The 24,787-nt window shown below is 61.1% G+C and carries 20 protein-coding genes and 1 pseudogene; 6 read left to right on the top strand and 15 right to left on the bottom strand.

Annotation, left to right across the window (positions count from 1 at the left end):
• Nucleotide 1: 1 nt before the first annotated feature.
• A complete protein-coding gene (locus tag GAL01_RS12545; protein WP_062032311.1) occupies nucleotides 2–607 on the bottom strand; it encodes a DUF1826 domain-containing protein in 606 nt (201 codons plus the stop codon).
• A 92-nt stretch (nucleotides 608–699) separates the two neighbouring features.
• On the opposite strand from GAL01_RS12545, the pseudogene zigA reads away from it, so the two are divergent.
• Nucleotides 700–1,903: pseudogene (zigA, locus tag GAL01_RS12540) on the top strand (zinc metallochaperone GTPase ZigA).
• Here zigA and GAL01_RS12535 read toward each other — a convergent pair.
• The 4 genes from GAL01_RS12535 to GAL01_RS12520 are packed head-to-tail and all read right to left on the bottom strand — an operon-like array spanning nucleotide 1,851 to nucleotide 7,056.
• Nucleotides 1,851–2,510: a sarcosine oxidase subunit gamma gene (locus GAL01_RS12535; RefSeq protein WP_062032316.1), complete on the bottom strand. Its 660-nt coding sequence runs from the start codon at nucleotides 2,508–2,510 to the stop codon at nucleotides 1,851–1,853. The pseudogene zigA and the gene GAL01_RS12535 sit on opposite strands and share 53 nt — an antisense overlap.
• Nucleotides 2,503–5,526 (bottom strand): sarcosine oxidase subunit alpha family protein, encoded by a 3,024-nt coding sequence (locus GAL01_RS12530; RefSeq protein WP_062032319.1) that lies wholly within the window; start codon nucleotides 5,524–5,526, stop codon nucleotides 2,503–2,505. The genes GAL01_RS12535 and GAL01_RS12530 overlap by 8 nt, the downstream gene beginning before the upstream one ends.
• Nucleotides 5,523–5,786 (bottom strand): sarcosine oxidase subunit delta, encoded by a 264-nt coding sequence (locus tag GAL01_RS12525; protein ID WP_062032322.1) that lies wholly within the window; start codon nucleotides 5,784–5,786, stop codon nucleotides 5,523–5,525. Before GAL01_RS12525 ends, GAL01_RS12530 begins: the two co-directional genes overlap by 4 nt.
• A gap of 10 nt (nucleotides 5,787–5,796) precedes the next feature.
• Complete coding sequence (locus GAL01_RS12520; RefSeq protein WP_062032326.1) at nucleotides 5,797–7,056, bottom strand: sarcosine oxidase subunit beta family protein; 1,260 nt, start codon at nucleotides 7,054–7,056, stop codon at nucleotides 5,797–5,799.
• Nucleotides 7,057–7,136: 80 nt separating this feature from the next.
• Between GAL01_RS12520 and GAL01_RS12515 the strand changes: the two genes are divergently transcribed.
• Nucleotides 7,137–8,090, top strand: coding sequence for a LysR family transcriptional regulator (locus tag GAL01_RS12515; protein ID WP_231865411.1), 954 nt, complete (start codon nucleotides 7,137–7,139; stop codon nucleotides 8,088–8,090).
• 13 nt (nucleotides 8,091–8,103) lie between these two features.
• Here the strand turns inward: GAL01_RS12515 and GAL01_RS12510 are convergent, their stop codons facing one another.
• Nucleotides 8,104–9,405, bottom strand: coding sequence for an MFS transporter (locus GAL01_RS12510; protein ID WP_062032333.1), 1,302 nt, complete (start codon nucleotides 9,403–9,405; stop codon nucleotides 8,104–8,106).
• Between the two features lie 101 nt (nucleotides 9,406–9,506).
• Here GAL01_RS12510 and GAL01_RS12505 point away from each other — a divergent pair, with 101 nt between their 5' ends.
• On the top strand, nucleotides 9,507–10,205 hold the full coding sequence (locus tag GAL01_RS12505) for an SDR family NAD(P)-dependent oxidoreductase (RefSeq protein ID WP_062032337.1): 699 nt from the start codon (nucleotides 9,507–9,509) through the stop codon (nucleotides 10,203–10,205).
• Between the two features lie 16 nt (nucleotides 10,206–10,221).
• Here the strand turns inward: GAL01_RS12505 and GAL01_RS12500 are convergent, their stop codons facing one another.
• The 8 genes from GAL01_RS12500 to GAL01_RS12465 are packed head-to-tail and all read right to left on the bottom strand — an operon-like array spanning nucleotide 10,222 to nucleotide 20,620.
• Nucleotides 10,222–11,889, bottom strand: a complete 1,668-nt coding sequence (locus GAL01_RS12500) for a peptide ABC transporter substrate-binding protein (RefSeq protein WP_062032341.1) — start codon at nucleotides 11,887–11,889, stop codon at nucleotides 10,222–10,224.
• Between the two features lie 3 nt (nucleotides 11,890–11,892).
• Nucleotides 11,893–13,218, bottom strand: coding sequence for an NAD(P)/FAD-dependent oxidoreductase (locus GAL01_RS12495; RefSeq protein ID WP_062032344.1), 1,326 nt, complete (start codon nucleotides 13,216–13,218; stop codon nucleotides 11,893–11,895).
• A 28-nt stretch (nucleotides 13,219–13,246) separates the two neighbouring features.
• Nucleotides 13,247–14,203, bottom strand: coding sequence for an oligopeptide/dipeptide ABC transporter ATP-binding protein (locus tag GAL01_RS12490; RefSeq protein ID WP_062032347.1), 957 nt, complete (start codon nucleotides 14,201–14,203; stop codon nucleotides 13,247–13,249).
• Nucleotides 14,200–15,216 carry an ABC transporter ATP-binding protein gene (locus GAL01_RS12485; RefSeq protein ID WP_062032351.1) on the bottom strand — a complete coding sequence of 339 codons (1,017 nt, stop codon included), beginning with the start codon at nucleotides 15,214–15,216 and terminating at the stop codon, nucleotides 14,200–14,202. Before GAL01_RS12485 ends, GAL01_RS12490 begins: the two co-directional genes overlap by 4 nt.
• Nucleotides 15,213–16,061 (bottom strand): ABC transporter permease, encoded by an 849-nt coding sequence (locus GAL01_RS12480; protein WP_082790795.1) that lies wholly within the window; start codon nucleotides 16,059–16,061, stop codon nucleotides 15,213–15,215. Before GAL01_RS12480 ends, GAL01_RS12485 begins: the two co-directional genes overlap by 4 nt.
• Nucleotides 16,058–17,017 carry an ABC transporter permease gene (locus GAL01_RS12475; RefSeq protein ID WP_062032358.1) on the bottom strand — a complete coding sequence of 320 codons (960 nt, stop codon included), beginning with the start codon at nucleotides 17,015–17,017 and terminating at the stop codon, nucleotides 16,058–16,060. The genes GAL01_RS12480 and GAL01_RS12475 overlap by 4 nt, the downstream gene beginning before the upstream one ends.
• Nucleotides 17,010–18,185, bottom strand: a complete 1,176-nt coding sequence (locus GAL01_RS12470) for an NAD(P)/FAD-dependent oxidoreductase (RefSeq protein WP_062032363.1) — start codon at nucleotides 18,183–18,185, stop codon at nucleotides 17,010–17,012. The genes GAL01_RS12475 and GAL01_RS12470 overlap by 8 nt, the downstream gene beginning before the upstream one ends.
• Nucleotides 18,186–18,211: 26 nt before the next feature.
• Complete coding sequence (locus tag GAL01_RS12465) at nucleotides 18,212–20,620, bottom strand: TonB-dependent receptor plug domain-containing protein (RefSeq protein ID WP_082780141.1); 2,409 nt, start codon at nucleotides 20,618–20,620, stop codon at nucleotides 18,212–18,214.
• Nucleotides 20,621–20,830: 210 nt separating this feature from the next.
• On the opposite strand from GAL01_RS12465, the gene GAL01_RS12460 reads away from it, so the two are divergent.
• Together GAL01_RS12460 and GAL01_RS12455 are read left to right on the top strand one after the other, a co-directional pair.
• Entirely contained in the window at nucleotides 20,831–21,556 is a 726-nt protein-coding gene (locus GAL01_RS12460; protein WP_169926428.1) for a helix-turn-helix domain-containing protein, read from the top strand.
• Between the two features lie 47 nt (nucleotides 21,557–21,603).
• Nucleotides 21,604–22,530, top strand: a complete 927-nt coding sequence (locus tag GAL01_RS12455) for a LysR substrate-binding domain-containing protein (RefSeq protein WP_062032537.1) — start codon at nucleotides 21,604–21,606, stop codon at nucleotides 22,528–22,530.
• Nucleotides 22,531–22,542: 12 nt separating this feature from the next.
• On the opposite strand, the gene GAL01_RS12450 is transcribed toward GAL01_RS12455, so the two are convergent.
• A complete protein-coding gene (locus tag GAL01_RS12450) occupies nucleotides 22,543–23,274 on the bottom strand; it encodes a class II aldolase/adducin family protein (RefSeq protein WP_062032375.1) in 732 nt (243 codons plus the stop codon).
• A 261-nt stretch (nucleotides 23,275–23,535) separates the two neighbouring features.
• On the opposite strand from GAL01_RS12450, the gene GAL01_RS12445 reads away from it, so the two are divergent.
• Nucleotides 23,536–24,777: a flavin-containing monooxygenase gene (locus tag GAL01_RS12445; protein ID WP_062032540.1), complete on the top strand. Its 1,242-nt coding sequence runs from the start codon at nucleotides 23,536–23,538 to the stop codon at nucleotides 24,775–24,777.
• Nucleotides 24,778–24,787: the final 10 nt, after the last annotated feature.

The raw sequence follows: 24,787 nt of genomic DNA, 5'->3' as shown, positions 1-24,787 counted from the left end.
CTCAGGCAACCATATCGAACGCGGCATCCCCACAGGCATTTGCTTCGTCGATTGTCAGAAGCAGCCGGACACGCTCCGGCACCGGTCGGAATGAGAGAGGAGGCGAGCGATGGAGAATTTTTTCCGCCTCGTCCCAGCCCGGAAAATGCTTTCCCTTCAGGAAAACAACAGCACCTGTCGGAGCCTCCTGCACAGTCTGCCCCTCGTCAGCAGTCCACTGAACGCCCGGCCCGGCATAAGCGCGAAGCAGCCGCAGATCTACACAGTCCACGTGGAATTTCCGGCAACTGTCCGTGGTGATTTTCTCCAGCCGGACACGCAGGTTCCGGTGTCCGGACACCGCGCTGTAAACTTCCGCAAGCTCAAGCATGTCCGGAATCAAAAGCCGCGCAGACTCCGGGCAGTGCGGAGCAAGCTGTGCGGCCATTTCCGACAGAGCCCCCTTTGCCATGAGCAGACGCGGCCCCGTCACAAGATAGGTTGACGCTGCCGCCCTCAGGCCTGGTGACACGTCCATCCGGTGCATCTCAAGGCTGCGATGCGCAGACAGGATGCCACCGAACGGCAACTGGCGCTCCAGACGGCGGCGTGTCGGACAGACAGACATCGCAGACAATTTCCCCTATCATTGATATGTTATATCATATCAAATAATGAGGGCGGATCAACCCGCTGCAACGTCCCAAGGATCTCCTCTACATGTCGGATACCCGATTGCCCGTGACTGTCCTTTCCGGTTTTCTGGGGGCCGGCAAGACAACGCTTCTCAATCATGTCCTCAATAACCGTGCAGGGCTGAAGGTTGCCGTCATCGTCAATGATATGAGCGATGTGAATATTGATGCGGATCTCGTTCGTAATGGGGGCAGTAACCTCTCGCGAACAGACGAAAAACTGGTCGAAATGACCAACGGATGCATCTGCTGCACCCTGCGCGACGACCTTCTGACGGAAGTGGACCGGCTGGCGCAGGAAAAGCGGTTTGATTATCTCCTGATCGAGTCCACCGGCATTGCCGAGCCTCTCCCTGTGGCCGCAACCTTCGAATTCCGCGATGAGGACGGGCGCAGCCTGAGCGACATCGCACGCCTCGATACGATGGTGACGGTCGTGGATGCGGTGAACCTGCTCCGGGACTATGGTTCGACTGATTTTCTGCGGGACAGGGGGGAAGTGGCGGGAGAGGACGACGAACGCGCGCTCGTGGATCTCTTCGTCGATCAGATCGAGTTTGCGGATGTCATCATCCTCAACAAGATGGATACGGCCTCGCCTGAACAGGCAGAGGCGGCCCGGCTGATCATCCGCTCCCTGAACGCAGATGCGAAGCTCATCGAAACACGCCAGAGCGCAGGTTGCGCCGGACCAGATCCTGAATACGGGTCTTTTCGACTTCGACCGCGCGCACCAGCACCCGACCTGGTTCCGGGAACTGCACGGTCATGCCGAACATCGCCCCGAGACTGAGGAATATGGCATCACCAGTTTTGTCTATCGGGCCAAACGCCCCTTCAATCCGGAAGCTTTCGCCGCTTTCATCGAACAGTCATGGGAGGGTGTCGTCCGGGTCAAAGGCTATTTCTGGCTCGCAACACGACCGGACTGGGTTGGCGACCTGAGCATCGCAGGCGCTCTGGCCCGCCATCAGGCTGCCGGACGCTGGTGGGCCAGCGTTCCCCACCAGAACTGGCCGGACGACGCGGCATGGCGCGCCACACTCGCAGGCTACTGGGACGACGTTTACGGAGACCGCCGTCAGGAACTCGTCTTCATAGGCGCCGGAATGGACGAAGCGGGCATCCGCGCGGCTCTGGACGATTGCCTTGTCCCGCCTTCACAGGACGAGGTGTTCATGCCCTGGCATTACGATCATCTCGCGGATCCATTTCCACACTGGGAATAAAGTAATCCCCTTTGTCTGCACGGCTGCAGATAGGGTCAGAACCCGGAATCCCGCCCTTCATGGCGATATGAATATCGTCGAACAGGCTCTGCGCGAGACTCCGGGGCACCAGAAATTCGTATTCCAGCAACACCTCCCGGCAGGTCAGAATGACCGGGATGTGCCCTGCAAGCGTCAGGGCAACGCAGTCTTTTGCGAAAGCGGACGCCCGAAGATCCACGGGCACGAGCTTTGCCGCAATGGCCGCCGCACCAGGGCCACACAGGGAGAACCTGACCCGACTGTCGCTCTGATCCGTGACTGCCGCCCGGCCTTCACAAAGCGCCACCAGTCGCGCCTCCAGCATCCCGCCTTCCGGTCCGCGACAGAACCACTGACTGTGTCCTGCCCTGAAAACAGCATAGCCTTCCGGACTGTCCTGTTCCTGAAAACCGCTGGACAGACTGACGCCCAAAGCGGCTTTTACCGTGGCACTCACGGCGTCAGCTTGCCCCCGAAAAGGGCCGATACTGACCAGATCCTTCTGCGGCAGGAGGGCAAGACCCAGATCGCCAATCGTAACGCGCGCCTGTTTCACCGGAGACGCCGGGCGTAAAATGTCAGCCATGAAGGCGCTCTCCCTGCGGATCGACAAAAACGGGTGAAACGACAACGGCCTCCGTCACCGTTCCGGCAAGCGGGTTATGAACCGCCACAACGTCCCCCAGACGGGCCGGACCGTTCTGCAGAAAGCCGAGCCCAATCCACGACCCCACGGTTGGCGACCACGCCGAAGAGGCAATCCACCCCTGATCGGAAGCCGCCGTCGCGGCTGCTCCTTTCGGCAGGAGATGCGCCCCGCAAACCAGTGGCGCATCCACCCGCAGCGGCTTCAACCCGACCAATGTGGGACGCGCGGGATCGCGCAGCGCCGCACGGTCCGCCATACGCCGTCCGATGAAATCTTTTCTGCCGGACAGCAGACGCCCCATCCCCAGATCATGCGCCGTGGTCTGTCCGTTCAGTTCCGCACCAGCCGGATGACCCTTTTCAATCCGCATCACCCCCAGGGCTTCCGTGCCGTAAGGAGCAATTCCATAAGGCGCGCCTGCCTGCATCAGCCTGCGCGCCAGAGCATCTCCATACCGGGCGGGAACAGCGATTTCGTAAGCCAGCTCGCCGGAAAATGACAGCCGGAACAGACGCGCGCGCAAGCCTCCGCAAACTGTCACGTCCGCAGCCGCCATGAAGCCGAAAGCCGCGTTGGAAAGGTCAAAGTCCGGATCCACGATCTGTCTCATCACATCGCGGGAGTTTGGCCCCGCAACCGCGATCTGCGCCCATTCATCCGTGACGGAGATGAACTGGACATCCAACTCCGGCCAGAGACACTGATGGCAGAATTCCAGATGCTGCATGACACTGGCGGCCTTTGCGGTCGTCGTGGTCATGACATAGTGGTTTTCACCCAGCCGCGCCGTTGTCCCGTCATCGAACACAAAGCCGTCCTCGCGTAGCATCAGCCCGTAGCGCGCGCGCCCGACCGGCAGCTTCTGCCAGCCATTGACGTACAGACGGTCCAGAAAGACCCGGACATCCGGCCCCTGAAGGTCGATTTTCCCCAGCGTGCTCACGTCGCAGAACCCGACCCTGTTCCGGACCGTCTCCACTTCGCGATTGACCGTCTCAAGCCAGTGCGTTTCTCCCGGTCGCGGATACCACTGCGCGCGGAGCCACAACCCGTTTTCCGCAAACACGGCGCCCTGTTCTTCCGCCCAGCGATGGGTCGGCGGAAGGCGGAAGGGTCTGAAATGCCTGCCACGATGCGCGCCCGCCAGCGCGCCGAGCGCCACGGGCTGCACGGGCGGGCGGATCAGCGTCGTCCCGGTTTCCGAAACGCTTCGCCCGGTGATGTCCGCCAGCATGGCGAGGGCATTCACATTTGCCGTTTTGCCCTGATCGGTGGCCATGCAAAGCGTCGTATAGCGTTTGAGATGCTCGACCGACTGAAAGCCTTCCTGCGCGGCCAGCCGGATGTCCCTGGCCGTGACGTCGTTCTGGAAATCAACAAACGCCTTCCCCGCGCGCGGCAGGTTTCCCGTCCCCGGACCCTGCCACACAGGGGTGATGTCATAAGCCGCATCGTTCACATCCGGCAGACGCATCTTCCCGCTCCCGTCCGCCCCGGACGTCAGATATCCGGCGCGCAGCCCGCTCTCAAACGCCCCCCGGTCCGTCATCACGCCTGCCGCAACTCCCACCACATGCAGATCACTCCCGCCGGCCCCCTGAGCGGGAACAAACGCAGCAAGATCGTCCCGGTAGACGGGTCGCGCGCCCTGATGGGTCGTCAGGGCAATATCGGGCGACCATCCGCCGGAAACGGCAATCAGATCGCAGCCTACCCGGTGTTCCCTGCCGTGAGCGTCCCGGATGACCGCCGCCGTCACACCCAGCCTCCCGAATGTATTGGCGATCGTTGCACCCGAAAAAAGCACTGCCCCGGTCTGGCGCGCCAGATCCTGCGCGGCCGTGGACGTCCCGGCTTCCACAATGGCCACGACCCGCACGCCCGCATGATGCAGATCGGCAACCGTCCGCAGACCGTCACTGTTATTGGTGTAAACGACGGCCCGATGACCCGGAATTACACCAAAGCGGTGGAGATAGGTCCGCACACTTGCCGCGAGCATGATGCCAGGGCGGTCATTGTTCGGAAAAACGATCGGCCGCTCGATCCCTCCCGTCGCGACCACGCAGTGCTCCGCCACCACGCGCCACATCCGCTGGCGCGGCTGCCCCTCCCGCGGCGCGGGCAGATGGTCGAAGACCCGCTCCAGCACGCCATATGTTCCCCCGTCATACCGTGCAAAAACACAGCTCCGGGTCATGATCCGCACATTGGTCATGCCCGCGAGACGTCTGTGCGCATCCTGCGCCCACATCCAGCCGGGACGCCCGTCAATCAGGGTGCGCTCCCCGCGCAGACGGCCGCCTGGAAGAGCATCCTGTTCGCAGAGAATGACCTGAACGCCACTTTCCGCCGCAGCCAGCGCAGCAGACAGGCCCGCAGGCCCGGCCCCCACAACCAGCACATCGCAGAATGCCGTAATCTTCTCATACCGGTCGGGATCAGCGGCGTCCGCCGCCCGCCCAAGCCCGGCCGCACGACGGATCAGCGGCTCGTAAACCTTTTCCCAGAACGATGCGGGCCACATGAACGTCTTGTAGTAAAACCCCGCCGTGAAAACGGGCGAAAAAAAACCATTTATCCCCAGAACATCCAGCGCCAGACCGGGCCAGCGGTTCTGGCTGGAGGCGACCAGCCCGTCAAAAATTTCTGCTATGGTTGCGCGCGTATTGGGTTCGCGCGCCGCACCCTGCCGCAACTCGACAAGAGCATTGGGCTCTTCCGGCCCGGCGCTGAGCAGCCCCCGCGGGCGATGATATTTGAACGACCGGCCCAGCAGACGCACGCCATTGGCCAGAAGGGCAGAGGCCAGCGTATCGCCCGGATGGCCCAGATAGGATTTTCCATCAAACGTAAACCTGATCTGCCGCCCCGTCTCGAGACCGTTACCCGCGCCATGACGGAACGTCCGGCGTGCCTTTCGGCCCCGCCCCGCAACCCGCAACCCGCTCATGGCGTCTCCTCCCGGCAAACTGCACGCACATTGTGAACGACATGGGTAAGGGTATCGCGCTCCACCACGAGCCAGGCCCGGCAGCCAGCGCCATGATACCAGAGCTCCCGATGCGCTCCGCAGGGATTGTCCCGCAGATATACATAGGCAACCCAGTCCTCCTCCGGCGCCTCCAGCGCGGGCCTTTGGACCGTCGCATCCCCGCGATAGGAAAATTCTTCCAGACCGCGCGAACCGCAATGCGGGCAGGTCAGTCTCATGCCACGCTCCTCAATGCAGGTTGGGCTGCGCGCCCATGCCTTTTTCGTCGATCACCGCCCCCATGCCGAACCGGTCGAGCCGATAGGCCCGCGCCACCTCATGGGGCTCGTCGCGCGCCAGCAGATGCGCAAAACAAAGTCCGGACGCAGGCGTGGCCTTGAACCCGCCGTAACACCAGCCCGCATTCAGGTAGAGCCCCGCCACGGAGGTCCGATCAATGATCGGGCTGCCATCCATGGACATGTCCATGATGCCCCCCCACTGTCGCAGCAGCCTGACGCGCCCGATACGGGGCATCAGCGCTATGCCGCTTTCCAGCACGTCTTCCACAACAGGCAGATTTCCGCGCTGGGCATACGAATTGTACCCGTCGATATCCCCGCCAAAAACAAGGCCGCCCTTGTCGGACTGGCTGACGTAAAAATGCCCGGCCCCGAACGTTACGACACAGTCGATGAAAGGCTTCAGCCCCTCGCTCACGAAGGCCTGAAGCACATGGCTTTCAATCGGCAGCCGCAACCCGGCCATCGCCGCCACCCGGGACGAATTTCCCGCACAGGCCAGACCGACCTTCCGCGCCCCCACAAATCCCCGCGTCGTCTCCAGCCCCAGAACCCGCCCGTCATGAACCCGGATGCCCGTAACTTCGCAGTTCTCGATGATATCGACCCCCAGCCGGTCGGCAGCCCGTGCATACCCCCACGCAACGGCATCATGCCGGACCGTCCCGCCACGCCGCTGCAAAAGACCGCCCTGAATGGGAAAGCGTGCATTCCCGAAGTCGAGAAACGGCAGTCTGGCCCGCACGGCCTCCCGGTCCAGAAGTTCGGCATCCACCCCGTTGAGGCGCATGGCATTGCCCCGCCGGATGGCAGCATTGCGTTGTGCATCGTTATGCAGAAGGTTGAGAACGCCGCGCTGGCTGACCATCGCGTTGTAATTGAGATCCTGTTCCAGCCCTTCCCAGAGCTTCATGGACTGTTCGTAAAACGGAATATTCCCGGAAAGAAGATAATTGGACCGAACGATCGTCGTGTTGCGCCCGACATTTCCGCCCCCAATCCACCCCTTTTCCACAACGGCAATTCTGGTCAGACCATAACGCCGCGCGAGATAATACGCCGTCGCCAGTCCGTGCCCGCCGCCGCCCACGATGACAATGTCATAGGTTTTTTGCGGAACCGCCTTGCGCCATGCCGGTTTCCAGCCGCTATGGCCACGGAGCGTTTCGCGCAAAAGGGAGAAAACTGAATAGCGCTCGCCGGACATCTGCACCTTGCTCCAGGGAATAGGGACAGCATAGGGTGAGCATTCCGGACGGTAATATAATTTTTCCTTATGGTATGCCCGTGGCGCCCAGTCTCCCGCCTTTCGACGTCAATGCCCTGAGCGTCTTCCTCGCTGTCTGCGACAAGGGCAGCATGGCAGCAGCCGCGCGCAGTCTGGGGATCACGCAACCCGCCGTCTCGCAAACAATCGCGGATTTCGAAAGCCGGGTTGGCGTGACCCTGTTCGATCGCAGCGTCCGTCCCCTTGCCCTGACCGCCGCCGGAACGGTCCTGCGCCAGTACGCCGGAAATCTCATTTCTGAAATGCATCAGATTTCATGGCGCATGCGCGAAATGCAGAAAGGACGCGTCTCGCATCTCCGGATCGGAATTGTCGACTCCCTGTCCCGCGCCATTCTGAAGGACTTCTCAGCCTTCATGCAGGAGCGGGTGGAACATCTCGTCGTGCTTGCCGGCCTGACGGAGTCCCATGCCGCCGCCCTCCTGACCCGTCAGATCGACTTCATCATTGGCGTCGATGACCTTGAAGACGTTCCCGGCCTGGAACGCTGGCCCCTGTTCGAAGAGCCCTACGTCCTCGTCACCCCCAGCGGAACACCCCCACCCGAAAGCCGTGACAGTCTGGAAACGCTCCTGACAAACGCGCCCTTCGCGCGTTTTTCCCTCCGCTCCAGATCCGGTGCCGAAATCGAACGTTTTTTACGCCGCCTGCGCATTGATGTGCCCCTGGGACAGGAATTCGATCTCCCCTCCGGCGTTCTGGCTGCCTGCCGTAATGGCAGCGTCGCCATCTCCACGCCGCTATGCCTGAACGAAGCGGGCTACGACCAAACAGAAGGACTGTCCGTTCACCCTCTGCCTGTCGGAGGCTTCCACAGACGTCTGACACTCGTGTCGCGTCGGCGGGAATTCGGACGCCTGCCGCTCGAAATGGCCGAAATGCTGCGCCACGCCCTGCTGACGAAAACGGAGCCCGCCCTCAGAAACATCTTCACGAATATCTACAGGACCTGAGGCTTTTCTCTCTTCACGCGGAGAGATTTTTCCCCTGCGTTTCAGGCGCCCAGATCCCGCAGATCACCGCGCCTGCGAACAAAAGAACGGCAATCGCCTCCAGAGTGGCCGACAGACCATAAGCCGCGATCGCTGCCGGAAAGAGCGCGGTGCTGACTGTCGCGACAAGACGGCTGCTGGACACCATCAGGCTGACCCCCGTCGCCCGCAGATCCGTCGGGAAAACCTCCGGCGGATAGACATAGGTCAGGCAATCCGCCGCCGTGAGAATGAAGCCAAAAGCCGTCAGAAGCGTGAGCGTGATGAAAGGCGGCGGATCAAACAGGCTGATGAGAAAAAGACAGCTTCCCTGAAGGATAAAACTGCCCATCATCAGCGAACGGCGCCTGAAACGGTCAACGATCCATAATCCGATGACGGACCCGCTCACAAGCAGCGCGTCATAGAACAGCCCGCTTCTGAAAGGATCATGCAGCCCCGCCCTGCGCAGGACATCCGGAAGAAAAGCACTCAGGACCAGATAGGGCACATTGTGCAGGACATAGAAAACAGTCGCGCCAAGACTGTGCCGTCCCTGAACTCCGGAGAATAGCAAGACCATGCGCCGCATGACGCCCGTCCTGCCGGAAACGGAGTCTCCAGAACCCAGGGCAGGAAGATCCACGGCACCGAAGTGCCGGTTTGCGATCTTCCGGGCCTCCCCAGAGCGGCGTTGGGATACAAGCCACAGAATGGATTCCGGCATCCCGTAGCGCAGAACCGCAGCACAAAGCGCAGGGACGGCCGCGCTGATGAAAATCATTTTCCACGTCCCCTGCGGCCATGCGAGATGCAGGACATATCCAATGGCGTAAGCGGACGTATATCCACCAACCCACGCCACGCTCAGCCAGCTCATCAGCCTGCCGCGGGATGCCGAGGGGAGGAACTCGCTCACATACAGCTTGCCCGCCACGTAATCCAAACCCAGCAGACACCCGATAATGAATCGCAGGACAAGCAGGCTGGCCAGATCTGAGACAAGCGCATGAAGAAGCGCGAGCACAACAAAAGCCATCATATCGAACGCAAAAGGAATCCTGCGCCCGATCCTGTCGAGAACCGGACTGGCCAGCAGGCTCCCGACCAGAAGCCCGGCCAGAGGCGCGGACGCAACCAGACCGGTCTGATGCGGACCGAGATGTAATTCCGAAGTCAGACTGGGGAGGGCAGGGCTGATGGAGCCCAGAACATAACCATCCGTAAAAATGCCGCATGCCCCGGCGATCAGGACCCTGAAATGGAATTTCTGAACCGACAGTTCATCAAACAGCATTACATTATCCCGGTCAGTGGCTATCATTTCAGTTTCACATCGAATGCACTGCCCTGTCACTGCTATTTCGGGTCACGCCCTCAGGAAATACGGAGTTCCTCATGCATGAAGCCCCAGCCAGCCGCGTCGTCATGATTTCCGGCGCCAATCGCGGCATTGGAAAAATTCTCTCCGAACAGTTGCGGCAGACAGGCTGGCGCGTCAGCGCCGGCGTGCGCGATATTGCATCCCTGCCGCCCGGTCCCGGCCTTTTCGTGCATGAATTCGATGCGAAACGGCACCAGGAAAAAGACTGGGTCGACGCAACACTAGCCCATTATGGCCGGATCGACGCGCTGATCGCGAATGCCGGCGTCATGATCCCTGCGTCGATTGTCGATATCAGCGAAGATGACATGGACACGATGCTGACGGTGAACCTGCGCTCGCCGATCCGGCTCGTGCAGGCGGCATGGCCGTTTCTCAAGGCCTGCAAAAGGGGACGTGTCATCATTCTGGCTTCCCTGTCCGGAAAACGCGTCAAATCGGCGCTCTCCGGCCCCTATGCCATCACCAAACATGCGGCTGTTGCCCTCGCACACAGCATCAAGAAAACAGGCTGGGCAGACGGAATCCGGGCAACAGCTGTCTGCCCCGGCTTTGTCGCTACCGATATGGCCCGGAGCATCACGTCCAAAGACGATGCCGAGATGACGCAGCCGGACGATATCGCGCGCATGATCCTCGCTGTTCTGGATCTGCCGAACACCGCCAATGTTGCCGAACTGTCAATCAGCTGTTCGGAAGAAGACCTCTACTGAACACGGCCGCGCAGCGTCATGTCCAGTGCCATTCGGACAGGTTCCACAGATTGGAGCGGACATTGACGTTGCTCTCATACCCCGCAAGAGTGGCCTTGATGCCTTCGATATTATTGATCTGATAAAAAGGCAGCATCGGCAGATCGTTCCGCAGGATCTGCTGGATCCGCCGATAGCAGCGGATGCGGGCCGTGCGGTCGAATGTTCTGTTCCCTTCCTGGAACAGTCTGTCCACCTCCGGATTGGCGTACTGGAACACATTCTGGCCGCGGCCGCCTTTTGCGGGAGACGCCGTGGACATGAAGAAGCTGGAAGCATCCGGGTCGGACCCGGTCATGTAGTCCACGGACACAAGCGCACTGTCAAATTCGGAATGGACCCAGTAACGCCCCCACATTACAGCTGCCGGCCGGTCTTCGATCCGCATGATGATGCCGATATCAGACAGATACTGCTGTATGATTTCCTGTGCCTGCGTGCGCAGGGCATTGCTTGACGTGGTCGCATTCGTGAATTCCAGCCGAAGCCCGTTACGCGACCGGACCCCATCCCGGTTTTTGCGCCATCCCGCGCGTTCAAGCTTTTCCGCCGCGGCATCCGGGTCAAACCGGTGCGGGGGCAGGTCGGGGTCAAAGAAGGGAGATTCGGCAGGCAGAAAGGATTCCGTCGGAATCTCGATGCCCTGAAAAAGGGTTTTGAGCATGGTCTCCTTGTCGATGGCCTCATAGATCGCCTGACGGACCGCCAGATCCTGAAAACAGGGCCGCCCCATGTTGAAAGCGAGCCCCTCCACAAAAGGCTGGGGGGCCTGAATGATGGTCCGGTTCTGAAGGGTCCTGGCCTGTGGATAGCGGTCCGGAAGAATGCCCTGCATCCCGAGATAGTCGATCTCGCCGGTTTCGAACTGCGTGAACATCACCGTCAGATCGGGAATATAGCGGATGATCGCATCCTCGATCTCCGCTTTGGGGAGATGGTAATGCGGATTGGCCTTCAGGCGGATCTCTTCGGACGGAATCCGTTCTCCCCACCGGAACGGCCCCGAACCGACAGGCGCGCGCGAAAACGCGGACACATCCGTTTCACCCTTCAGCAGATGCGAGGGCACGATCATCGCGCTTGCAAGCACAGCGTGGAACGGCGCGTAGGGTTCACGCATATGCCAGCTCAGCTCAAGCGGCCCGGTCTGCTCGACATGGTCGATCAGGTCGAAGCCGCTTCGGGTATAGGCCGGGAAGGCGGGGTCCCGAAGGGTCTGGAGCGTGAACAGCACGTCGCCTGCCGTAACAGGCTGCCCGTCATGCCAGAGCGCATCGCCCCTCAGCCGGATGCGCCAGGTCCTGCCATCCGGGGAAATGTCCCCGTTTTCAAGAGACGGAATGACCGTCACCAGATCCGGGATGAACGCGCCTTTGGCATTGATCCGCCAGAGCGGGCTGAACAGGTTCATCAGAACCCCGTCATCCACTTCGATATGCGGCAGAAGCGGATGAAAAACGGTCGGCTCCTGGGACAGCCCGACAATGACCTGCCTCTGGCTGGGCGGCGCGTCTCCCCCCGCCGCAACCGGGAGATCGGCGGCCACGGCCTGTCGCGGAGCCAGTGCCGCACGCGTCAGGTGCCCCAGAAACCCGGCCCCAAGGGTTAGGCTCTGGCGGCGGGAAAGCTGAAAAGAGCCTGCCATCCCTCAGAAACCGCCGATCAGCCGGATGGGCGTGCCGTCCGTAAAGCGGGAGAGGCGGAACGGCGTGGGGTCCACCACAGGCGTCGCCCCCGTCACCAGATCGGCGGTGAGCTGCCCGGCCCCCGGACCGATGCCGAACCCGTGCCCCGAATACCCGGTGGAAATGGTCAGCCCGGGCACTGAAGACAGCGTATCAATGACAGGCACGGCATCGGGAACCACATCAATCAGGCCGCCCCAGTGCTGCAGGACCGGAATATGCCCGACCGAAGGAAAGAACGCCTCCAGCTTCGCCACCATGGAGCGCGTCAGCTTGACGTTGGGACGCGGATCGAGAGTCCGGGTTTTCTCGAAAGCCGTGGGCATGTCGAGGTCCCACCGTGTCGGCGTCAGGAGTTCGGTCAGGAAGCGGTTGTCGAGACGGGGCGAGACAGCCTTGCGCTCGGCGCGGAAGGCCGGAAGATATTGCAGCCCGAGCCTGAACATGTCCGGCACGATCGGCACGCTCAGCCCGACGCTGGGCGCAATATTATAGCCCCCGTCATCGCGTTTACGGAAAGCCACGGAGCCCAGATACGCCGAAACATCCGGAAGTCCCTGAACGGGCGCCGTCCGGCAGACCGAGGACAGGACCTTCATCTGCGGCAGGGACACACCCAGATTGCCACAGAAAAGCCGGGACCACGCGCCGCCGGCCACGACCACCTGGCTCGTGCGGATATAGCCCAGCTCCGTCACCACACCGCAGATGCGCCCGCCCTCCTTGTCGATGCCGCGCACCGCGCAGTTCTGCACGATGCTCGCCCCCATCTCGCGTGCCGCCAGCGCAATGAGCGGGGCCGCGCGCTGCGGCTCGGCCCTGCCATCCGTGGGATTGTAAAGCGCGGACCTGAACGTCCCGACCAGACCGGGAAGGATGGTGCTGATCTCCCGCCCGCTCACCACACGGCTGCCGATCTGATAGGGCTGTGCGTCAGCGACGAATTTCTCGTGCCGCGCCTGATCCGCCGCCGTCTTCGCAACTGACAGCACACCACAGGCGGTAAATCCCGTGTCGATCTTTTTGTCGGAAAACTCCTTCCACAGCCGGAAGCTCTCCATCATCAGCGGCAGTTCGCGCGGATCGCGCCCATTGCGGCGCACCCATCCCCAGTTGCGGCTGGACTGCTCCCCGCCGACATGCCCCTTCTCGCACAGGACCACCGAAACGCCCCGTCTGGCGAGCGCATAGGCCGTGCTGACACCCACGATCCCGCCGCCAACAATGACGACATCCGCGCTCTCGGGAGGAAGCTGATCGGTGACGATGGCTTTGACTTCAGGTCCCATAACACTTGTCCTTTGCTGTCATGAACATTCAAACACCGCCCAGATGCAGCTCTGTCCGAAGACAGGCCGACTGATGCGCCGGGCCGACCTCGCTGAGGTCCGGCTGCCTGCTGAGACATTCGGACGTCATGTGAGCGCAGAGCGACGCAAAAACGCACCCCTCCGCCGCCCGTGAAACCTGTGAGGGCGCGGGCTCCGGCGGCAGCGGAGCGCCATGCCGGGGGGCTGCCGCGAGAAGCTGCGCCGTATAGGGATGGCGCGGACGGCGGAAGAGATCCGCCGTTCTGGCCACTTCCACCAGCACGCCGCGATACATCACGCCCACCCGGTCGGAGACCACGCCCACAACCGCAAGATCATGCCCGATAAACAGGACGGAAAGCCCCAGTCGGTCCCGCAGGTCCACGAACAGGTTGACCACCTGCGCCTGAACGCAGACATCCAGCGCAGATACGGCCTCATCGGCCACCAGAAGCTCCGGCTGCATCAAAAGCGCGCGCGCAATGCTCAGCCGCTGCCTTTGCCCGCCCGAAAACATGGCAGGCGTGCGGTTCAGGCTATCGGGCGACATCCCCACGAGCGCGAGCGTCTCGAGAATTTCCTGATCGTTGTCGATCCCGCGCAGCGCCAGTGGCGTCCTGAGAATGCGGCCGATCGTCTGTCGGGGATTCAGCGATGCCGAAGGGTCCTGAAAGATAAGCTGCATCTTGCGCCGCACAGCCCGCAGACGGGCCTGCGAATAGGCCGTGATATCCGTCCCCGACAGCACAACCTGCCCCGATGTCGCCTCCAGAAGACGCATGGCCATGCGCCCCACGGTCGTCTTCCCCGACCCCGACTCCCCCACAAGCCCCAGGATTTCGCCGCGTCCCACATCGAACGAGACATTCCTGACCGCATGCGTCTCCTTCACCGCGCCCAACAGACCCTTCCGCTGGACATAGGTTTTCGAAAGCCCGCGCACACTCAGAACAGCCGTGGTCATGGTGCAAGCTCCTCCCAGCGGGCACAGCGAACAGTATGGTTTGTCTCTCCGGGTCCTGCGATGGAAACAAGCGGCGGCATGGCAGCCAGACAGACCCCCTCCCGCACATCGTCGCAGCGGCTGGCAAAGCGGCAGGCCGTTCCTCTCTGCCCCGGCGAGGGCACCTGCCCACGCGGCGCTTCGAGATGTCCATATCCCCCCATGACTGCCTCAAGCCGTGGCGCGGCAGACAGCAGCGCCCGGCTGTAGGGCATGGCGGGTCGCCGAAAAAACACCTCCGCCGGAGCATCCTCCACCACCTGACCGGCATAGAGAACGATCACCCGATCGGCGATGGCGGATGCGACGGCCAGATTATGCGTGATGAACACCATGGCCATCCCCGTCTGGTCGCGCAGTCCCTTCAGAAGGCGCAGAACCTGCGCCTGTACCGTGACATCGAGCGCGGTCGTGGGTTCGTCCGCAAACAGCAGATCAGGCTCCGCCGCAATGGCCAGAGCGATCATGACACGCTGCCGCATCCCGCCGGAAAGCCGCTGGGGCAACAGCGTCAGACAGCCTTCCGGATCGACAATCCCGACCTGCTCCAGAAGGGCGATCGCCCGTGCGCGCAGGGCCGGCCCTTTCAGGGGCGTATGGGCCCTCAGAACCTCCCGGATCTGGCTTCCGATCGTCTGAAGAGGGTCCAGACTGGACAGGGGATCCTGAAAGATCATGGAAATCCGCCGTCCCCGCAAAGCCCGCATCTGGCGGGCAGGAAGACCGACAAGTTCGGTGTCCCCCCCGGCCCCCTGCGCGCCCGCCAGACAGGCCGAACCCCGGATGTCCGCATTCTCCAGCAGCCCCATGACCGCCAGGGAGCCGACACTTTTCCCCGACCCGCTCTCGCCAACAAGCGCCACGATCTCACCATGCCCGATCTCGAACGACAGATCGTCCACGATATCCGGGCCGCCGAAACTGACGGTGAGGTTACGAACGCTCAGGAGGGGAGAGGTCGTCTTCCGGGTCATGAGCCGCGCCTCGCTGGATCAATCGCATCCCGCAGCGCATCTCCCAGCAGATTGAACATGACAACCGTCAGAACAATCACCGCACCAGGGATGATGGCAAGCCAGGGATCGGATTCCAGATATTCCTGGGCATTGTTCAGCAGGTTTCCCCAGCTCGCATCAGGCGGCTGGATGCCGTATCCCAGATAGCTCACATAGGATTCCAGCAGGATGGCCCGGGCGATGTTGAGCGTCGCGCTGACGATGATGGCCGGAAGGATGTTGGGAAGGATTTCGCGGAACAGAACCTGAGCGTCTCCCGCCCCCATGGCGACCACGGCCGTCACATAATCCTGCTGCCGCACGATACGGGTCTGGGCCTGCGCGACGCGGGCAACTTCCATCCAGCTGACCAGCGTGATGATCCCGATGATCGTCCCGATCCCCGGATGCAGGACGGCCGCAAGCGTCAGCAGCAGAAACACCACCGGAAAACACAAAACGGTGTCGATCACGGTCGTGATCAGGAAGCGCGACAGACCGGCATGATACCCGGCAACGATCCCCACCGTCGTACCGATCAGGGTGCTGATCGCGGTCGAAACCACCCCGACCAGAAGCGAAACCCGCCCCCCCATCAGAACCCGGCTCAGAACATCCCGCCCTATTTCATCCGTCCCAAGAAGATGCCCGTCGCCCAGCGGCGGGAGGAAACGATGATAGAGATCGACATGCAGCTCTCCGAAAGGCAGAAGCCACGGGCCAATCGCGCACAGCACGATAATGGCAGGTACATAGAACGCAGGCACCATTCCGCGCGGATGGGACAGCAGGCGTCGCAGAACCGAAGGAAGCCGCATCGTCATGCCCTCAGCCTCGGATCGGCCGCATGATGCACCAGTTCCGCCAGCGTGCTGCTGAGCAGAACAAGAATGGCGCTGAACATCAGAACACCCATGACAACAGGATAGTCGCGGTACTGAAGACTATCGAGGAACAGACGCCCGATACCCGGCCAGCTGAACACCGTCTCCGTGACAAGCGCGCCGCTGAGCAGCGTCGGCAGATAGATCCCCGCCACCGGAATCATGGGCAGGAGCGCGCCCCGCAACAGGCGGTGCACGATGATGCGACCGGAAGACAGACCCAGGGCGCGTGCCGTCCGGATCTGGTCCTGCTTCAGGATTTCTCCGGCGAATGTGCGCATGTAACGGCTCCAGACGGGCACGGAAACCAGCCCGAGCGTCAGCGCCGGAAGCGCAAGATGCCTGAGATATCCGACCACAGACCGATCCCCCGGACTGCTGACATTCCCCGTCGGAAACCAGTGCAGGCGCACGGAAAAAACATAGATGAACACCAGCCCCAGCCAGAAGGTCGGAAGCGAGAACAGCACGATGGACACAACGGACGTCACATCGTCCAGAACCCGCCCGGACCGCAAAGCCCCCAGCAGCCCCATGCCCACCCCGAGCGTGAACGAGATCGCCAGCGCCGCCAGCCCGAGTTCCACGGTCGCGGCCAGATGCGAGACAATGATGCCCAGAACCGGGGCCTGATCCCGGAAAGAGCGCCCCCAGTCGCCCGTCATGATGCCGTACAGCCAGTGCAGGTACTGCCGCCACAAAGGCTGGTCGAGCCCCATGCCATGCGCGATCTGCGCCAGCCGCTCCGCCGTCATGCCGGGCGCGAGCGTGAACTGCGAGAGGGGATCACCCGGCGCGAGATGCAGCAGCACGAACCCCGCTATCGAGACCAGAAGCAGCAGCAGGAGTTTCAACCCGCCCAGCCGCAGGACATACAGGATGTTGCCACTACCCATGAAGCGTCACGGGAGCGCTGGAGGACGCGGCCGGAGCGGAAAAACGGCTGAACGCAAAGGCGGAAATATCCACTGCAGACACCTCGCCCTGAACAAGGGCGGCCATGATCTTTCCGGTGAGGGGCCCCAGACAGAACCCGTGCCCGGAAAATCCCCGCGCCATGACCAGCCCTTCCACGCCCGGAACATGGTCCAGAACCGGCAGCGCATCCGGGGTCTGATCGACAAGACCGCACCAGTACGCGTCGATCTCCGCGTCCCGAACGGCAGGGACGATATCCCCAAAGCTCTGAAGGGTTTCAAGCAGGCTGCCGACAGTCGGGGCAACGATCGGCCTGCCACGCTCTTCGCGCATCAGGCCGTCCCAGACTTTGATCCCGCTCGTAAAGCGGAACGCCCCATCCAGTTGCTGCCGCCCGGCACAGGCCGCATCGGAATTGCAGGCACTCGCAACGGACAGAACCTGCGAGAGCAGGGGCGGGAGGGGCCGTGTCCGCACAACCGTCACGTTCCTCACATCGACCGGAAGAGCGCAGCCGAACGGCGCCAGAAGGTCGTTGCCGCCAATGCCCGTCGCCAGCACGACACCGCCCGCCGGAATACTTCGCGAGGCCGTGCGCACGCCACAGATGCGACCGTTCCGCGTCTCCAAAGACAGCACAGCCTCACCAAAAAGGGTCTCAACGCCCAGCTGCCGGGCCGCGCTGACATAGGCATTCACCGTGGCGTCCGGGTCCGCATGTCCGTCCGTCGGGCACCATGTCGCACCGGCAATCGCGGGAGACAGGGCGGGGGCGATATCGCGAACGGCCTGTGCGTCCGAAAGAACCTCAACAAACAGGCCCGCCGCCTGACCCTCCTTCGCAATGACCTGCAAGGCAGGCAGATCTTCGGGGGTCAGACCAATCCGGAGATTACCCTTCTGGGTATAGCCGGTGGACGCTTCAAGCGCCTCATCCAGCCCCTGCCAGATTTTCACCGCTTCCATGGCCAGCGGCAGTTCGGCAGGATGACGCCCCGACTGCCGGACCCCGGCCAGCGTCCATCCACTGGCCATGGAGGCCGGTCCGTACTGATCCACAAGGGTGACGGACCGACCTGCTTTCGCAAGTTCCCAGGCCGTGGCCGCGCCACTGATTCCACATCCGATGACAACAACATCCGGCATTCGGCTTCTCCCGCCTGGTAAAGACGTTATTTCATGCTGTAATTGATTTGGAAGAAGTAGTATCCGCCATTGAATCCGATCTGCTGGACATCGAAATTATAGCGCTGCACTCCAAGGTAATTCGTGTTCTTCGGCACGATGGGCTGCTTGGCATTGAAAAGATTGTTGGCCCCCAGAGAAAGGCGCCATTGCGGCGAAACCTGGTAGCCTACAAGAATGTTCGTCTGCTGGTTCGCCCCGTTGTTGAAGGGAAGATAGACCGTGTTGGAATAGGCATAGGGGCCGGTCACATACTGCTGTTGCGAAACCACGTTGCCGTAATGGATTTCATGGATCGCGACCGACCATTTGCCCTTGCGCCACGTCCCGCCGATGATTTCCTTGCTGTGCGGCGTGTAGCTCGTGAGGAACCCGCGATAGAGCGCATTCAGCAGGGAATTTCCGTTTCCGTCCGTGGCCGTGCGGGTGATGACCGGGTCGTTGAGATTGATCGCAACATCCCAGTTGACGGTGCCAAACCTTCCGAAAGGCGTTTCGTAATTGGCGCTGATGTCCATACCGCGTGTGCGGGTATTGGCCGTATTGGCGAAATACTGTGCCGTCACATCCTCGGGGATCAACCCGCCCGGCAGGCCGAACCCACCGGCTTCCAGCGCATCAATGGCTGTCTGACCATTATAGACGCCTCCCAGCGTGATGCGGTTACGCAGGGAAATCTGATAGACATCCACACTGATATGCATGCGCGGAAGCGGATTGATCACGATCCCGGCGGAATAGTTCATGGACCGCTCGGGCCGCAGGGGACGCGAGCCCAGAAGCCGCGCGGCAGCTGAGGAAACGGGCAGAATTCCCGAAGCGCCAGTGGGGGAGACCCCCATGTTGGAATAATGCTCCTCGGCCAGCGTCGGAGCGCGGAACCCGTTGCTGATCGTCCCGCGCAGGCCGAACATCGGATTGATGTCGTAACGCATCGACGCCTTGCCGGTCTCGGTATTGCCGACATCCGTATAATGCTCGACGCGCCCGGCAAGATCGAGCTGCCACCCCTTCATCAGCTGTGTGGACAGATCCATATATCCCGCCGTTACGTCGCGGAAATTCTTGGACGCCGACATGGGGGAAAGACCATCATCGGCGGAAGGACCACCACCGTAATAAGACGCCGGCTCACCCGCACCCACCTGGTAGGTGTCGTAACGGTACTGCGCGCCCAGTGCGAAATTCAGCGGCCCCGCCAGAAGCGGAACATCGAAGCCCCGACGAATGCCCGCATCGGTCGTCCACTGCGTGTCATTGAAGGTCATCATGGGATAAAAACGGGTCGGCGTGTGACCTGTCGCCTTGTACAGATCGGGATTGACCGTATCGAACATGCCGACATCGGCCACGTTGCCGCCATAGGTCGTGCTGACATCCCAGTCCCAGCCGACGAACTTGCCCTTGAAACCGCCGGTGAAGCTGTAATCGTTCTGCGCCAGCGTGATCTGAGGCGAAAATCCGTTGGGATAGACTTCGGGCAGAACGGTCGGCAGACGATAGTTCTGGTAGCTTTCCCCGTTGACGTGCCCAAAGGACGCGAAGGAATAAGCCTGAATATTATCAGTAATATGATAGCCCATATTATAGGAAATCGTCTCGCGCATCTGACGCGGATTGCCCATGATATGGTTGTCGTAATCGCCCGTACGGTTGTCCCTGCCGCCACGGTCGGTGTGGTCCATGTATTTGTATTCGGCGCTCAGATCAAAGAAACCCCGTCCTTTTCCAAGGTCGGTGCCCCAGTTGAAAGATTCCCCTGACGTAAATCCGTCGCCCGCATAGTAACCGCCATTGATGGCCTGTGCCGTCAGGGCATGCGCGGAATGCTTGAGGATGATGTTGACCACACCCGCAATCGCATCGGACCCATACTGCGCTGCCGCACCATCCTGAAGAATTTCGATGTGATCCACCGCGGAGACGGGGATCATGTCGATATCGACGGGGATCGAACCCTGCTGCGGCCCGGTATAGTCGGTCATCACCGAAGTCGTATGACGGCGCTTGCCATTGACCAGAACCAGCGTCTGGTTGGGCGTCAGGCCCCGAAGCTGTATCGCATCCGTCATGTTCGAATTGCCGATATTCATGTTCGAACGCGTCATGGACGGCGCCATCTGGATCAGCGCATCCCGCAGATCGGCCTGTCCCGTCTGCTGCAACTGTTTCGCTGAAATCACGACGATGGGGCTGATACTCTTCTGGGCAGTCTGATGCGGATCACGCGTACCCGTTACAATGACCTGCTCATCCTCTTTGCTGGCAACCTCAACGGGCTTGCGCGCCGTTTTGAGAACCGAGGTCTTCGTGGTTCTGGTCGCCGGGGTCTCCGTCGTGGCCGGAGATGGGGCTGCGGCTGAAAATTCAGGCAGAATTCCTGCAAGACCGGTCATCAGAAGCGCCATCTTACGCGTTGTAAGAAGACGTTTTTTATCTATGCCGGGACCACAACACACTGACCTCATTGAACTTCCCTTTCGCGGAGTTCCTGATGCCTTCAGGAATTTCTCATAACGATTCCGATACGAGGTTGTTGAAATAGACTGACAGAATCAATCGTCTTGGATTAATCTTTCAAAGAATTCCAAATGGTGGAACGGCAGATGCGAAACGAATCGAAAAACGCAGTTCGCAAGGCAGCCTGTATCCTGAAAGCGCTGTCCTCTTCCGGTATAAGCGGGGAGGAACTGGGAAATCTGGCCACACTCTGCGAACTTCCAAAAGCCACCACACACCGGCTTCTGGCCTCCCTGATGCAGGAACATCTCGTCACCCGCGTCCCACAGACGAGACGTTATATTCTCGCACCAGCCGGACAGTTTCACCTGACGGAGGCACAGTTCCACCTGATCCACAGTCGCCGTCTGCGCCGCGTCATTGCGGGACTGCCCCTGCGGGAAAACGACGCCGCTTTCCTTCTCGCCCGCTCCAACGACTGCGCGATCTGCATCGACGCTTATTTTGGGGACGAAATAATACCCTCTCTGACGCAGGGTGTGGGCGGCCGGGTGCCACTGGGTTTCGGCCCCGGTGCCACCATGATCCTGGCAGGCTGCCCTGACGAAACCATCAACGGCGTCCTGCAGAAAAAAAGACCAAGGCGTCACTCCGAAATCCTGCTTGAAAATATCGCCCGCGCCAGAAGTGCCGGATACACGACGGATCAGGGCACCCTCATCAGCGGTGTCGGAGGCGTCGCGGTGTCGATCCCCCAGAGCAGCGTCGAGACGACGGGGCTGGTTCTGGGCGTGGCTTTCTCCATCAAGGGTCACCCGCCGGGCATTTGTGACAGTCTGGGAAAAATCCTTCTGGATGCAGTCCAGTCCTGACGATATTCCGGTTATGCGTCCCGCACCGGATGCGTTATGCTGCCTTCATGCGTTATACACTCCGCCAGTTAGAGTATTTTGTCGCCGCCGGAGAGGCAGGCTCGATCCGGCATGCGTCCGAGCGCCTCTCGATTTCGCAGCCTTCCATCTCGACGGCGATTTCCCATCTGGAACTCGAACTGAACGTCCAGCTCTTCATCCGCCACCACGCACAGGGCCTGTCCCTGACATCCGTGGGGCAGATCCTGATGGAAGAAGCCAAGCGCGTTCTGGGAATGGCTGAAAATCTCTATTCCCTGGCTGCGGAAACCACGGATCAGGTGAGGGGAACGCTCTCGGTCGGATCAATGGTCACGCTTGCGCCCATGATCATGCCTGAACTCGTCCACAGCTTCTGTACGCGCTACCCCGCCGCCGAAATCCGGCAGGTGGCGTCCAATCACGAATGGCTGGCCGAAAAACTCAAACAGGCTGAAATCGACATCGCCATTACCTACGACCTTCATCTTCCTACCGGGATCGAGTTCGTCCCTCTGGCGAGCCTTCCGCCCCATGTTCTCGTCAGCGAAAACCATCATCTGGCGCAGCGTTCGTCCGTGGATCTGGCCGAGCTTGCCGCCGAGCCGATGATCTTCCTCGACCTTCCCCTCAGCAGGCAGTATTTCAACGCCCTCTATCACCATGAGGGCCTGCAACCCAATATCTACGCCCGCTCCGCCGAACAGGAAGTGGTGCGGACCATGGTCGCCAACGGCTACGGCTATACGCTGGCAAATGTCCGCCCCTGTTCCGACATGGCCCTCGACGGCAAGAAGGTCGTCCGCGTGCGGCTGTCAGGCGATCACCGCCCGATGGTCATTGGCATGGCAACATGGCAGGGCGTCCGCAAATCGCGCCTGCTGGACCTTTTCGTCCATCACTGCCGTTCCTCGATTTCCGACACCGCAATCCCCGGCATGAAACCCCTGACCTAGACCCGGCCCCGATTACTCGGCGTAATCGGGTTCTTCACGATCGAGGATAAGCTTCATTTCCTCGAAATGCCTGATGGAAAAATCCCGGATCTTTTCCCAGTCCTGTGCCGTTCTCTCCGCCACGTCGTCCGACAGGATGGAAAGCTCACGTCCCGTGGAATAGGCGGTTACGAGGATCTGGCACGCGCGTTCGATCGTGTACATGTCGTCAAACGCTTCTCCAACCGTTTCCGCAACGATCAGCACGCCGTGATTGCCCATCATCAGCCGCGTTCTGTCTTTCAGAAGAGATGCCAGGCGCGCGCCTTCCGCCTCGCTGTCTGCCATGCCTCCATACTGGGTATCCACGGCAACCCGGTTGAAATACCGGGCCGTATTCTGGTCGATCGGTAAAATCGTGGGGTCACGCAGCGTGGAAATCGTCGTGCTGTAGACCGGATGCAGGTGCATCGCGACCTGTGCGGCCGGATTCAGACGATGCAACTGTCCGTGGATGGCCCATGCCGTCGGGTCCAGATCGCAGGACGCCAGACTGTCGGCATCGTTCGTATCGACCAGGATCAGGTCGCTCGCCCGGATCCGCGAGAAATGTCGCCATTTCGGGTTGATGAGAAACCGCGAACCGTCCGGCGAAACCGACATGCTGAAATGGTTTGCCACTGCCTCATGCATGCCAAGCCGGGCCGCAAGACGGAAGGCGGCAGCAAGATCAATCCGTGCTTTTTTCTCGTCATGCGCGGTCATGAAGGCGGTCCCTGAGCAAGATGGTCTGAAATATCGGTCTTCCTGATCTTCTAGAGAGTCGCCGATGGACGGCAAAGACGGATTTATCAAATTCATCCCCCCGTTTTTCCGATGCAGCACGCAGGAAAACTCTTAGGAAAAGACTAAGCAACGATAATCAATTCGATTGTTTCTCGAGGCATATCGTTTCCATAAAACAACGGAGAGGTCTTCCTGAGTTGTGGAAGAATTCTTCTGTCAGTCCAGTAGGAAATGTCCAGCATGACAACGGAAAACGTCGATACCCTCATCATTGGCGCGGGCCAGGCCGGCGTGGCGATGAGCGAACACCTGGGCAAAAGAGGGGTGCCACATCTCGCCGTGGAACGCGGAAACATTGCCCAGAGATGGCGTGCCGAACGCTGGGATTCCCTTGTCGCCAACGGCCCCGCCTGGCACGACCGTTTTCCGAACCGGACATTCGACAAAACAGCCCCCGACGGCTTTGCCCCGCGTGCCCAGATTGTCGACTATTTCGAATCCTACGCGACCCAGATCAACATGCCCATTCGCTGCGGCGTCGAAATACGTCATCTCCGAAAATCCCCGGACGGCATCGGATTTGAAGCGCAAACGGCAGACGGCACCATCAGGGCACAGAACGTTGTGGTTGCGACAGGGCCGTTCCAGAAACCATCCTTCCCCGACATCATTCCCGCCGAGTTCGATGTGCTTCAGATGCACTCGAACAGCTACAAAAATCCGCAGCAGATTGCCGATGGCGGTGTTCTGGTCATCGGGGCCGGCTCATCCGGCGCGCAGATAGCAGACGAACTGCGGGCTTCGGGGCGGGACGTCTGGCTGTCCGTCGGCCCGCATGACCGTCCGCCCCGCCGCTACCGCGGCCGCGATTTCGTCTGGTGGCTCGGCGTTCTGGGATTGTGGGACATGAAAGTCCCCAGCCCCGATACGGAACACGTCACCATCGCCGTCAGCGGCGCTCATGGCGGCCACACCGTCGATTTCCGTGACCTCGCCGCCAGCGGCATGACCCTGCTGGGCCGGACCGAGAGCTTCGAGAACGGCTGCCTGCATTTCGCTCAGGACCTTCGGAAGAATATCGAAGGCGGCGACGCCAACTACCTGTCGATGCTCGACGCCGCAGATGCCTATGTCACGGCAAACGGGCTGGACCTCCCCGAAGAGCCCGAAGCCCGCAACATCGGCGCCCTCCCGGCCTGCGCCACAGACCCGATCCTGAGCCTCGACCTGAAAGCAGCCGGGATCAAAACCGTCATCTGGGCCACCGGCTACAAGTTCGATTTCAGCTGGATCGACATCGACGTCCTCGATGCCCGTGGCGCCCCCCGCCACGACCGTGGCGTCTCCGTTGTGTCGGGCCTCTATTTCCTGGGGCTGGCCTGGCTGTCGCGGCGCGCTTCTCCGTTCATTTGGGGCGTATGGCACGATGCGGACTATCTCGGAGAGCATATCGCAGACCGCCGCCTGGCTCTGGCAGGCTGACGGCGGAGGC

Source organism: Gluconobacter albidus, assembly GCF_002723915.1.
Classification (GTDB): domain Bacteria; phylum Pseudomonadota; class Alphaproteobacteria; order Acetobacterales; family Acetobacteraceae; genus Gluconobacter; species Gluconobacter albidus.
This window is presented reverse-complemented; position numbering and strand designations above follow the sequence as displayed.